Consider the following 12,025-nt stretch of genomic DNA (forward strand, 5'->3'; position numbering starts at 1 on the left):
ATTCCCTTCCGAAGCTCATCACGAACCGAAGCCTTCACTCGGTCGCAAGGAGGCGACTATCTGATCGGCAACTGCCGAGTGGGGGGAGTTCGGCAATCCTTGATGTAGTTCGATCATAAAGATCATTACCGCTGCCGTGGCATACGCCGGGACAGCGATGACATCGAACCGTGCGGCGGGCGGCCTGCAGGAATCGTCCACCGGTATGTCGGTGACGATGGCGGTGTATCGCACAGCGGCACGGCCCGCCACGACGATCGGCGTGGGCCCGGTGTAATCGGCCTCGGGCTCGTACATTCCGCTGCGCGAGGCGAAAACCCGCTTCGCGAGGTGGGCCTGGTCACGAGCAGCTGTCTCGAGATCGGCCCCGTTCCGCTCGGTTACCCCGGTCATCGCCAGCGGCTCGTGGGGCGCATCGGAGCAGTAGCCCTTGCCGAACTGACCGATAGAGCTGTACCGAGCGATCTCGCCGCGCTTGTTCTCCCAACCGGCGATGAACTTGTGCATATTGAGCCAGTCCGCCGGGATGTCATAGGTGATTCCATATTTTGTGGCGATGGGCTGCGGTGATCCGGGCGGCACATCGATTTTCGGCGGTGGCCAGTCGATCTGCGGCAGACCCAGTGGCGGTGTCGGACTCGGGGTCGTCATCACCGGTAGCGACTCGGGAGTGCTCGATACCGGCAGTTCTGCCTCTGATTCGGAACGGTCGGACAGAACACTCACGGAGATCAGCGTGGCCATGGCAACCGTGATCGTCGCCATGGCAGCCCCGAGGCGCACGGCGGCTGTTGCCGTCCGGCCGTGTAGCGGCCGGTTCGACCGGTCACTCACCGGCCCGGAGCACTTCGGTGTGGGTGGGCACTATCTGTCTCGCGGTGCAGGGAACGGAGCCCATGGAGGTACACACCGGACTTCATTCGAGAGCAACCGTCCGATCGGACGAGGCGCACTGTCGTCACTGCCAACTGTTATCCCCCCGAAAACCATTACTGCGTCTCGGCCGAAGGGTAACAATGCCCGTACTGATCATCAAACGGGGACCACGCGTGGGTGGTCACAGCACGAATCATCGGCTGCTCCTGCGGTAGGCGACCGCCAACGTGAATGTGCAAGTCATCCCCGGCAAGCTCGTCGAGGCTCCCACACCGGATGCGATCGGCATCGACCGCCGGGCGTTCGGCGAGTTCATCGGTCCCCATAGCGAACTCGCGTCGTACGCCTTCGGCTGGACCACGGGCGCCGATCCACACATCGCACGGGTCAGCGTCGGGAGTCTGAAGCTTCGAGCAGGCCAGGCTCGGGCTGTACCGGTAGGCGGGTCAGTGCGTGAACACGTCCGGGAAGCCTAACGTCGCGACCAGCGCGGGATCGTGGAACTTGATCACACAGAAGACGCCAGTGATGGTGGGGGCCAGCACCACGGCGCCGTCGGCTCGGAGCGCGCCGTCCGCGTCCCGGCGGTATACGACAGCGGCGGACTGACCATTGGCGGTGGTGGCGATCATCCGCCAGTCGCCCGGTGTGCACAACACGTACGCGTCGAGCATATGGATACAGTTCGTCCGGCCCGCCTGCCATTCGCGGAATGGCGTCGCTTCGAGGGTGGCGTCCGTGCGCAGCACCTGTTCCAGCAGGCCGGCGTCGGAGCGCTCGAAGGCTGCGATGTAGCCGTCGAGCAGCGCGCGGGCCCGTTGGTCGGTCGGTTCGAGCAGTTTCTCGGGCTCCGGCTCCAGTTCGTCCAGCCGGGCGCGGGCGCGCTGCAGGCCGCTCTTGACCGCCGCCGTGGTGGTGCCGAGGATCTCTGCTGTCTCGGCAGCGGAGAATGCCAGCACCTCGCGCAGGATGAGGATCGCACGCTGACGGGCGGGCAGGTGCTGCAGGCTCGCGATGAGCGCCAACCGCAGCGACTCGCGCGCGACCACCACCGCTGCCGGATCGTCGGTGGGCGGGGCGATCCATGCGTCCGGCAGCGGTTCCCAGCCACGAGACCTCGCCCGGCACAACGGGACTCGGCGGACGATCGGGTCCGTCGTACGGACCGGCCAAACCCGAGGGCAGCACCCGAATCGGGCGCGGCTCCAACGCTGTCAGGCAGACGTTGGTGGCGATCTTGTAGAGCCAGGACCGAATCGACGTCCGCCCCTCGAATCCGGCATAGGAACGCCATGCCCGAAGATACGTCTCCTGCACCAGATCCTCGGCGTCGTGCGCCGAGCCGACCATACGGTAACAGCGCGCCAACAGCTCCCGACGGAACCGCTCGGTCTCGGCGGTGAACCGGTCTCGATTCGGTACCGCCCGCAGATGTGATGTCACGTCGCGAGCCTAAACGTCCGGGTGCGGTCCGCGCGCCGACGCCGCCGGCCCCGCCGCAGCCACCATCGACGATGCGGGTACCCGCTCCACAGAGGCGGCGGGCGCAATCAAACCTCGTCTGTTCAACTCCTGTCATGGGAACCTTCGTGCGCGGTGTCATCGCATCGACACCGAGGGCTTTGTCTCAGGGCAGCAGGGCCAGTTTGCCGACGGTGGACCTGGCTTCCAGTTCCATCAGCGCTTTCCGACCGTCGGCCAGGTCGTACACGGTGGGCACGCTCGGGGCGAGCACGCCGGCCGCGATCAGCGCGGACAGCTCGTCCATGAGCTCACCGAAGATCTGCGGTGCGGTCTGGATCAGCACGCCGATGTTGAGGCCGATGATGTGGGCCTGGTGCTTATACACCAGCTCCCAGTTGGTGACCGGGGCTTCGCCGCCTGCCACGCCGTAGACGACGACTCGGCCGGTGACCGGTTTGGCTGCGGCAGGGCCGGCAGCGAAGGTGGTTCCGTCGGCCGACTCGAGGACCACGTCGACGCCGCTGCCGCCGGTCAGCCTTCTCCCCTCGGCGGCGAGGTCGCCGACGAGGGAGTCCAGGACGTGGTCGGCTCCCAGTGCCGGCACCGTGTCGTGCTCGGCCGGCGAGGCGGTCGCGATGACCGTCGCACCGTAGTGCTTGGCCATTCTGACCGCGGCTTGGCCGGTACCGCCCGCCGCGGCGTGGATCAGTACGGTCTGTCCTGCAGCGATGCCACCGAGAGGCTTGAGCGCGGCCAGCGCGGTGGGCCAGTTCACGACCAGACCCAGCGCCTGCTGATCGGTCCAGCCGGGCGGCACAGGCATCGCCGAGGCCGCGGGCAGGATCATGTACTCGGCGAAAGCACCGTCTCCGACGCCGACGACGTGAGCACCCGGTTGCGGGCCGGTCACCGTCTCGCCCACCGCGACGATCTCACCGGCGGCCTCGAAACCCGCCACATACGGTGGCCGCGGCCCATCCGGCGACGTGCCGTGGGCCTGCATTATGTCGCGGAAATTGACGCCCGCGGCGGTGACCCGGATCAGGACCTCGCCAGGGCCGGGGCTCGGCACCGGCGCGTCGGTGATCAGCCGCGAATCCTGCGGGCCGTCGAGGGAGGTCTGCTGCAGCGCGCGCATGGTCGCGGGAATGCTCATCGACGATCAGCCTCTCTTACTTTCGACGGACATGAGAGAGCGAACGGGGCCCGCCGCGCGGGCCGCTCCTCTCACCATGTAGACCCCGGCCACCACAAAAAGGAATCGGCCTCCCCGAACCGCGTCGGCCGCCGAGGGCAAGCCGGCCGTTCATGTTCGGCTTGACCTCCCCATACGGCAGGACACGGAACCAGAGCAACGGCGTGAGGCCGTGTCGGCCCTCGGGCGTGAGCACGTCCTCCCGCTCCGGATCAGCGAGGACATCCCAGGTATGAACCGACAGAGGTTGTCGACAGTTCGGGCTCCTGATGACAGCGAGTTCACATGTCGGAACGTGTTCGGAGTGAAAGAGATCTGGCCAGGCGCGCGTGCCGGTGACTGCCACGCGCTGACCAGTTCGGCATGACCGATGCCTCCTACGAATTCGTGGGCATTCTCATAAGATGCTTTTTGTCGATTTTGCCGAACGCCGTTGTCGGCAGGCTTTCGACGAACTCGACGCGATCCAGCACCTTGAACTCGGCGAGGCCACGTTCGCGAAGGAATCCGTTCAGCTCCGCCGCGGTGGGCGGTTCGATACCGGGATGTGTCGCGATGAATGCGCAGATGCGTTCCCCGAGGTATCGATCGGGTACGCCAACGACTGCCGCATCGTACACAGCGGGGTGGGCGCGGATATAGCGTTCCATTTCGGCTGCGGCGATCTTCTCTCCCCCTCTGTTGATCATGTCCGTGGCTCGGCCTTCGACCACGATATCGCCGTCTGCTGTGATGCGTGCCAGGTCTCCGGTTCGGTAGAAGCCGTCGCGGGTGAACGCGGTTCGATTCCGCTCGTCGGCGTTCCAGTATTCCCTGATCGTGGACGGGCCTCTGGCCAGCAGCCGGCCTATGGCGCCTGGTGGTACATCGAGGTCGCGGCTGTCGACGATACGGATTTCGTCGGCCGGTGACATCGGCTTGCCCTGCGTTGTCGTGATGATCTCGTCCGAATCGTCGAGTCGCGTATAGCAGACAAGTCCTTCGGACATCCCGTATGACTGCTGTAGCAGGCAGTCGAAGGTCGGGCCTATGCGCCGTGCGACTTCGGGCGAAAGCTTGGCGCCGCCGACCTGCAGGATTTGCAGGCTGGAGACATCTGTCGCCATCGCGGCCGCGACCTCGAGCCAGACCAGAGCCAGCGAGGGCACGAGAGCGGTGATCGTCACGCGTTCGCGCTGGATGAGGCCGAACGCGAGGTCCGGGTCCGGACGATCGGCGAGGACGACCTTCCCTCCGGAGTACAGCGTGCCGAGAACTCCCGGTGATGCGAGTGGAAAGTTGTGCGCCACCGGAAGCACGCACAGATAAACGCTGTCGGATCCGAGGCCACAGATCTGTGCGCCGGCGCGAACGCCGTACAGGTAGTCGTCATGTGTGCGTGGGATCAATTTCGGTGCGCCGGTGCTGCCACCGGACAACAGCAGCAGCGCGATATCGCATGGCTCCGGCCCCGGGGGCAGTTTGCGGGCGGTCGTGTAGAGGTCGGATAGCGCGAGATTTCCCCCGGGGTCACCCACCACGATAACGAGAACAGTTCTGCCGGAACGGGCCGACATTCGATGTTCGAATTCGTCGGGGATATCTGTCGTTATGTAGGCAACCGCTGCCGTCGCCTCGCAGAGGTTCTCGATCTCGGTTGCTCGATACGCGGGTAGCGCGAGGACCGGTACTACACCGAGACGGGTCAGGGCGAACATCACGTCGAAGAACTCCACGACATTCGGCAGCTGTACGACCACTCGGTCGCCGGGGCGAACTCCGCATTCGAGCAACCCCGCGGCCAATCGGTCGGCCCGGTCGTCGAGTTCGGCGTAACTGATACGGACGGTATCGGCGACGATGGCTGTGCGATCACCGTGCCGAGCGGCCAGTCGAGCGAGAAGCTCACCGAACGTTTCTCCTCGCCAGTAACCTTCGGATCGGTAGGACTGTGCGAACTCGATCGGCCACATCGGGACTCCTCGACTATTGAGTATAGGAGCGACGGCTGTGGATATTTCCCGAGGCCGGCGACGCAATGGAACGGTCGACGTGATCGGCGATCAATTCGATGTAGTGGCGGAAGCGTTCGCAGAGATCGTCGACGAATGATCGGCTGAAAACATTCGGATGATAGGACAACTCGAAGGAAAGGCGATCCCCTGAGTAGGCGTAGAGTACGAGCGCGTAGTGAATCGACTCGATGATCCCATAGTCGTCGATCCGAATGCCCGATCGTTGATTCGCGGATACTGTGGGCCGCATGAGGTTCTGGAAGACGACCAGGGTGTCGAACAGTGGAACAAATCCTGCGGCACCCTGGATGCTGTCCGAGTCCAGGAACTCGTATCGGCGCATTTCGGCATGCTGATCTCGGATTTGCGCGAGCAGGCCTGCGGTCGTATCGCCATCGGAAATCCGCATACGGATCGGAACATCGTTTATCAGCAGTCCGACCGCTCTATCGATCGAAGGAACAGCCGCCGGACGACCGCAGGTCGTATATCCGAAAGTGATGTCGTCGCTCCCAACGGTTTCCGCGATAGTCAGACCCCAGGCGCATTGGACGGCCGTACTGAGCGTAGTTCCCAGGTTGCGTGCTCGGATCTCGAGATCGGGACCGACCGAATTCGGTAGCGTCAGCTCGATTTTGGCGGCCGAGCCGATGGATTCCGGCGGTTCCGCGCTCGCGAGAATAGTCGGCCGGTCGACCCCGGCCAGGACTTGCTGCCATGCACGGACCGCGCTCTCATGATCCTGTCGAGAAAGCCAGCGTAGATAGTCGTCGTACGGATCGGTGTCGCACGGATCGGTATGGACATCCGTCGTCGTCCCTTCGGGAGCGTCGTACAGCATTGCCAGTTCTTCTGCGAGGATTCCGGTGGACCATCCGTCCCAGAGAATGTTGCTGTGGGTGACGACCAGGCGATATCGAGCGTACCCGCGCTTGACGAGCATCATCCGGAACAATGGTGGGCGAGTTGGATCGAAACGCAACACCAGTTCGTTGCGCAGCAAGGCGTCTTCATCGATTTCCTGTTCGCCGAGGTCGCAGTAGCGCCAAGGCAGTCGCACTCCGGCGTCGACCTCGCGAACCCACCCGCCGTCGCCCGAATCGACGTGAAATCCGGAGCGACAGTTCGGATGTCGCTGAAGAAGCTGCTCCGCAGCCGCCCGCAGCCGCGGCACGTCGAGGTCACCCGAAATGTCGACGTAGAGCAATACGGCTTCGGTCTCCGCGCCATAGACCCCCACAACGTCGAGCATGTGCGGCTGCAGAGGCGACAGTGTCCGTGACCGACCCGCGCCTGCTGCCGGTCGATCGGATCGATCCGTAGGCGCCGAAGAAGGCCACGAGGATCTGACCGCCGCCAAGGCGGCGAGGCGTTCAGGGGTGCCCTCGGCTACCAGATCCTCCGTCCAGAGCGGTAAGCCCAAAGCCCTGGCGCGCACGGTGAGCACAATAGCTCGGACACTGTCTCCTCCGAGTTCGGTGAAGCTGTCGGATGGACTGATACTCGGGATCTCGAGTACCTCGGCGAACAGCCCGCACAATACGATTTCCGGCGCTCTATCGACCGGATCCTGTCGGGAACCGTCACCATTACCCGCACTGTGAGCCATCGGCGGCACCCTCTCTCACGGCAGACGCCATTGTCGCACGAGCCATGGAGCCATCGGTCCCTGACGTCGACACCGACCGGCTTCGACCACGAGCGCGCGCCGGCAGCTTCTCATGGTGGTCATATGGTGAACCACCATGATTCCGATTGATTCCACTGCACCCGAGTCGCCCTGCCTCGTCATCGATCTCGAACGGGTGCGCAGCAACTACCACGCACTCCGATCCGCCTTGCCGGCGGCGCGAATCCGTTTCGCGGTCAAGGCCTCTCCGGTAGCGGAGATCATACGACTGCTCGCCGACGAGGGTGCGGAGTTCGATGTCGCCGGCGTCGGCGAGATCGAGCAGTGTCTGAGACTGGGCGTCGACCCGGCCGTCATGTGCTACGGCAATCCGATCAAGAAGGCGTCCCACATCGCCACCGCATACGCGGCGGGGGTGCGCCGGTATGTCTTCGACACCGAGGACGAGCTGGATCGTATCGCCACCCACGCCCCGGGAGCGGAGGTCGAATGCCGATTCCTGGCCTCGGTGCCGCGGTCGCGGGTGTCGTTCGGCGCCAAATTCGGTTGTGCGCCCGGTGAGGCGGTGCGGCTGCTGGTGCGGGCGCGCGATCTCGGGCTGCGGGTGGCCGGACCGTGCTTCCATGTAGGCTCGCAACAGTTGGATCCGGCCGCCTGGCGGATCGGCATCGAACAGGCCGGCGGCATCGCGAAAGCACCGGCCGTCAAAGATATCCCGGTTAGCTCTGTGAATATCGGTGGGGGCCTGCCGATTTCGTATACAGACCCGGCTCCGGAGCTGACCGAGCTGGGTGCGGTGATCGCCGCCGCGGCGGCGCAACACCTCCCGGAGCACGCCGATCTGGTGGTGGAACCCGGCCGCGCCCTGGTGGGCAGCGCCGGTGTGATCCACACCGAGGTCGTGAACGTGCGCACAGCGCCGGACGGGCGGCGCTGGGTGTATCTGGATATCGGCCGCTACAGCGGAATGATCGATACCGAATACATCGCTTACCGAATAGAGACGGGTCGAGACGGCGATCCCACGGACGAGACGGTGATCGCCGGTCCAACCTGTCATGGAGACGATGTGCTCTATCAGCGCACCCGTGTGCTTCTGCCGACCACGCTGCGAGCCGGTGATCCCGTGCGGATCCTTGATACCGGCGCCTATACGGCGAGCTTTTCGTCGGTGTTCTTCAACGGTTTTCCACCCTTGGCAGTCCATGTCCTCGGCACGTAGCGAGATGGCCGTGCCCCGGCGAACGATGCCGTCAACCTACTACAGGTCGAGGGCTCCGAAGAGCCTCCTCCGATTCGGGCGCGGTGGTGATAGATCTCGTAGGATGCGGCCGTGAGCGGCTTTCGGCCGGCCGCTCCGTGTGATTGCTCGGCCGGGGTCGTCGGTGATTCCATCGTCGCCGGAGCGGACCCCTGGTCGTCGATCCGGGGTCGCGCAGTGCGGACAGTCGCAGATCGATGGGCTGGGCATCCGCAGGGACCGCGTGCGTGCACAGGTTCCGCTCGCATCCGAACAGAGGAGTGGTATGGGAATCCCGCAGGTGGCGTCGACGCAGCTCGACCGAACCGATCGGGCATTGCTCGATGATGCGCTGTCGTTCGCGCGGAGTGCCGTGGTCGAGGCCGTTCTCGCCGCTGTGGTTCCGAGGCTGACCGAACGGCAACGGACCGAGGTGGCGGCGCATACCGTTGTTGCGCACGCGGCTGCTCTGGTCTTCCCCGCGTCGATCGAGGGTTTGGTTGCCGAGCTGCGCAGCCGGGGCCTGGCCGTCGGCGAGCCGGTCCCGAGCGTGGTGGTACGCGACCGGCTCGGCCGCCGTTACGGTCTGGACGCCGACGCCCTGGACGTCACCCTGGTTCACGTGCGCGACCACGCGGACAACACCGACTCTCCAACGGTCGAACTGTTCGCCCTGCCCATGGCCGCGGGTGGGGAACTGGCCCCGATCGCCGCACGTGAGCGGTTGGGGCGCAACGAGTCGCATATTGCGCTGCAGCTCGACACGACCGACGACGTGATCGTCGCGGAGGTAACTTCGCTGCTGGTTGAGCACGGCGGACTACTACCCGACGGCGGCGGATACAACTCGTTCGAGGATTGCACGGCACTGTATTTCCGTACTTTTCGCACTGACGTCTCAATTCCCTACCGACGGTTGGAGTTACGCGTTCACGGCCGGGTGCCGGCGACGGAGCCGGTTGGGATCTGCCCGAACTGCGGCACTCGGGACTGACGCTGCTCGACGTGGTCGCGGGGCGGTGAGAAGGTAGTGCAGTACCGCGGACGAGTGCCCGCCGATCACGTCAGAACATGGTGAAGGCGCCGGTGAATGTTGCCGTGGTCACTCCCGGGCACAGTCCGCCGGAGAACATCAGTGCGGTTTCCTCAACGATCTCGTGTCCTTCGAACGTTCCGGACACGGCGGTGACCGCAAACTCTCCCTTGCCGGAGCCCCCTGACATGGTCGCACTGATCTGGTCTTCCCGGATCGTGCTCGTGGTACCGTCGGACCACGTCAACTCGCCGGTGCCCTTGTGGTCGGTAGTCGGACCCTCGCATTGCATCTTTTCGGTTCCGTTCAGGACCATGTACGTGGGGTATGGTTTACCGGCTTCGACCGCGGGACCGGAGCAGTCGCTGTACAGGACCGTAGCCGTCCAGTCGGCGGTTGCCGCCGCGCCCGCGATCCCCGGCCCCAGCCATGCCACAAGTCCGGGCCCCAGCCAGGTCACATTCCCTGTCTCCTTGCAGGTCATTATTGGCGTGGCGGCATGCGCCGGAGCCGGGCTCATCCCACTCTGCGCGAAAAGCGCGCCTGCGCCGATGACGGCGCCGGCGAGGACCATGGCTCCCCATTGACGGTGCACAGCCAATGATTCGTCCTCTCTCGGTTCGGACTGTTGTCGCAGCAGCGCCGGAACCTTGCCGGCCGACAAAACAATACACGCGCCCCGGCCGGTATTCGTCATCCTGGTTGTACCGGCTCGGGCTCCGCCGCAACAACATCCACGACTATCCCGGCAAGCTACCGAACCGAGTGTCGTTGCAGTACCAACGCCCGGACCTCGCCGCGTGTCGGTGAGAAGGGAGACATGATGAGCGCGACAAGGATTGCTGTGACGCCCAGGGCGAGCCGCCGGAACAGGATTCCGAGTTTCACGGCATGGCTTCGTCGGAAGGAGTGAGGAGTGTTCGAGTGACGGACGGGGGGACTCGGGCGGTTCGGCCACGAGCGGGAGGCTCGAGGGCATGGACGCCGTCGAGGAAGGTCGCGATGAGGGGCGCTATTTCGCGCAGGTGGGTTTCGAGAGCGAAGTGGCCGGTGTCGAACAGGTGGAGTTCGGCGTCGGGGAGATCGGCCAGATAGGCGTGGGCGCCCGCCGCCGGGAAGAAGGGGTCGTTGGCGCCCCAGACGATCAGTGCGGGCGGGGTGTATCGGCGCAGCCAGGACTGCCAGTCGGGGTAGGCGGCCAGGTTGGAGTGGTAGTCGAAGGCGAGGGCGAGTTGGGCACGGTCCCGTCCGGGCAGATCGAGGTAGTGCTGATCGAGGGCCCACCCGTCCGGCGCGAGGGGCGCGGGGTCGGTGACGCCATGTCGATATTGACCTCGGGTGCCGTCGAGGGTGAACAGTCGGCGGATGGTGTCCTCGGCACCTTCCCGGTCGGGGCGTAGGGCGATGAAATCCCGTGCCGTCTGCGACAGCCCGGTTTCGTAGGCGTTGCCGTTCTGGATCACGAGACCGGTGATCCACTCGGGGTGACGGAGCGCGAGTCGTAACCCCACGGGAGCGCCGAAGTCGAAGATGTACATGGCGAAGCGGGACAGTCCGAGCTGTTGGACGAATCCCTCGATGGTGTCGGCCAGTCGGTCGAAGTCGTAGACGAAATCGTCCGGCGTGACCGTGTTTCCGAAGCCGGGATAGTCCGGGGCGATGAGGCGGTAGTCGGTTCCCAAAGCATCGATCAGGCGGCGGAACTGGTGCGAAGCGGAGGGGAAACCGTGTAGGAGCAACAGGATCGGCGCGTCGGGGTGGGACGGGACGGATTCGCGGTAGAAGACCTCGACACCGTCGACATGGATATGGGCGTGCCGGACCACGGGAAGCTCGATCAATTTTTCACATGCTTTCTCAAGGAGAGGAGACATTAGTAATACCGAGATAAGTCTAATGCGTCAACTCGTGCGGTTAGCATTAGAACCGTGAGTGATCCCGAACCGTTTACCGGCGAGCCACTGGCCCTGGATCTGGTCAACACCCGCCCTGCCGGCGGGGACCTGTTGCGCACCCCGCATGCGCTGGCGGCCTGGCTGGACCTCCAGGCGGAACGATTGCCGGAGCAGCTGCCCGCCCCTACCCGCAGCGATCTCGCCGCGGTACATACCGTCCGAGACCACATCACCGCCGCGGTCGAGGCACTTTTGCACGGCGAACGTCCGCCCGAGAAGGCCCTGCGCGGACTCGAAGGAGTACTGGCGGCGGCTCCGGCCGTCCGTCGGCCGGAATGGAACGGTGAGTCCGTTGTCGAGACACCACGGCGTATCGGTGAGCCGGGGGCCCGTCTGGCCGCCGCCCTGGCGGACGCGGCGGTGGATCTGCTGACCGATCCCGCTGTCGAACGGCTCAAGCGGTGCGCCGCCGAAGACTGTGTGCTGGTGTTCCTGGCCGCCCACCCCCGCCGACAGTGGTGCTCACCGGAACGCTGCGGTAACCGGACCCGAGTGGCTCGCTACTACCGGCGGCACAAGCCGGGCACGAGCTGAGAACTGTGGTCCGACACATCGGCTCGGACGGGCGCGCGGGCAAGGATATTCGGTTGCCGGCAGATCCGGTGAGGCGTTGAGTGGCATCGAACGCATCCGTCACG

Annotated in this window: 10 protein-coding genes and 2 pseudogenes; 3 read left to right on the forward strand and 9 right to left on the reverse strand. The window is 64.9% G+C overall.

The window, feature by feature from the left end; translation table 11 throughout:
* Positions 1-18: 18 nt before the first annotated feature.
* From ON20_RS30550 to ON20_RS40765, 7 genes and pseudogenes are all read right to left on the reverse strand, one after another.
* The gene (locus ON20_RS30550; protein WP_218002711.1) at positions 19-726 is read right to left on the reverse strand and encodes a DUF8017 domain-containing protein; all 708 of its coding nucleotides are present in this window, start codon (positions 724-726) and stop codon (positions 19-21) included.
* A gap of 596 nt (positions 727-1,322) precedes the next feature.
* Positions 1,323-2,006: a sigma factor-like helix-turn-helix DNA-binding protein gene (locus tag ON20_RS30560; protein WP_245547578.1), complete on the reverse strand. Its 684-nt coding sequence runs from the start codon at positions 2,004-2,006 to the stop codon at positions 1,323-1,325.
* 136 nt (positions 2,007-2,142) lie between these two features.
* Positions 2,143-2,226, reverse strand: a pseudogene (locus tag ON20_RS39515) (sigma factor); the annotation flags it as partial.
* Positions 2,227-2,503: 277 nt separating this feature from the next.
* Entirely contained in the window at positions 2,504-3,496 is a 993-nt protein-coding gene (locus tag ON20_RS30565) for an NADPH:quinone oxidoreductase family protein (protein WP_040841509.1), read from the reverse strand.
* Between the two features lie 416 nt (positions 3,497-3,912).
* The gene (locus ON20_RS30570) at positions 3,913-5,487 is read right to left on the reverse strand and encodes a (2,3-dihydroxybenzoyl)adenylate synthase (protein ID WP_051163657.1); all 1,575 of its coding nucleotides are present in this window, start codon (positions 5,485-5,487) and stop codon (positions 3,913-3,915) included.
* A 13-nt stretch (positions 5,488-5,500) separates the two neighbouring features.
* On the reverse strand, positions 5,501-6,781 hold the full coding sequence (locus ON20_RS30575) for a condensation domain-containing protein (RefSeq protein ID WP_040841510.1): 1,281 nt from the start codon (positions 6,779-6,781) through the stop codon (positions 5,501-5,503).
* Positions 6,782-6,898: 117 nt separating this feature from the next.
* Positions 6,899-7,138 (reverse strand): annotated as a pseudogene (locus ON20_RS40765) (acyl carrier protein); the annotation flags it as partial.
* A 136-nt stretch (positions 7,139-7,274) separates the two neighbouring features.
* Between ON20_RS40765 and ON20_RS30580 the strand changes: the two are divergent.
* Positions 7,275-8,381, forward strand: coding sequence for a type III PLP-dependent enzyme (locus tag ON20_RS30580; protein WP_040841511.1), 1,107 nt, complete (start codon positions 7,275-7,277; stop codon positions 8,379-8,381).
* A gap of 304 nt (positions 8,382-8,685) precedes the next feature.
* A complete protein-coding gene (locus ON20_RS30585) occupies positions 8,686-9,393 on the forward strand; it encodes a hypothetical protein (protein WP_051163658.1) in 708 nt (235 codons plus the stop codon).
* Positions 9,394-9,463: 70 nt separating this feature from the next.
* Here ON20_RS30585 and ON20_RS30590 read toward each other — a convergent pair whose 3' ends face one another.
* Both ON20_RS30590 and ON20_RS30595 read right to left on the reverse strand, forming a co-directional pair.
* Positions 9,464-9,892: a hypothetical protein gene (locus ON20_RS30590; protein WP_218002712.1), complete on the reverse strand. Its 429-nt coding sequence runs from the start codon at positions 9,890-9,892 to the stop codon at positions 9,464-9,466.
* Positions 9,893-10,316: 424 nt separating this feature from the next.
* Positions 10,317-11,273, reverse strand: a complete 957-nt coding sequence (locus ON20_RS30595; protein WP_245547579.1) for an alpha/beta fold hydrolase — start codon at positions 11,271-11,273, stop codon at positions 10,317-10,319.
* An 87-nt stretch (positions 11,274-11,360) separates the two neighbouring features.
* Between ON20_RS30595 and ON20_RS30600 the strand changes: the two genes are divergently transcribed.
* Positions 11,361-11,921 carry a CGNR zinc finger domain-containing protein gene (locus ON20_RS30600; RefSeq protein WP_040841513.1) on the forward strand — a complete coding sequence of 187 codons (561 nt, stop codon included), beginning with the start codon at positions 11,361-11,363 and terminating at the stop codon, positions 11,919-11,921.
* Positions 11,922-12,025: the final 104 nt, after the last annotated feature.

Source organism: Nocardia brevicatena NBRC 12119, assembly GCF_000308495.1.
GTDB lineage: Bacteria > Actinomycetota > Actinomycetes > Mycobacteriales > Mycobacteriaceae > Nocardia > Nocardia brevicatena.

Bases quoted from the DNA above. Each gene is read 5' to 3' on its own strand.
- ON20_RS30565 (WP_040841509.1), bottom strand. From the start codon at position 3,496: ATGAGCATTCCCGCGACCATGCGCGCGCTGCAGCAGACCTCCCTCGAC.
- ON20_RS30570 (WP_051163657.1), bottom strand. From the start codon at position 5,487: ATGTGGCCGATCGAGTTCGCACAGTCCTACCGATCCGAAGGTTACTGG.
- ON20_RS30575 (WP_040841510.1), bottom strand. From the start codon at position 6,781: ATGCTCGACGTTGTGGGGGTCTATGGCGCGGAGACCGAAGCCGTATTG.
- ON20_RS30580 (WP_040841511.1), top strand. From the start codon at position 7,275: ATGATTCCGATTGATTCCACTGCACCCGAGTCGCCCTGCCTCGTCATC.
- ON20_RS30585 (WP_051163658.1), top strand. From the start codon at position 8,686: ATGGGAATCCCGCAGGTGGCGTCGACGCAGCTCGACCGAACCGATCGG.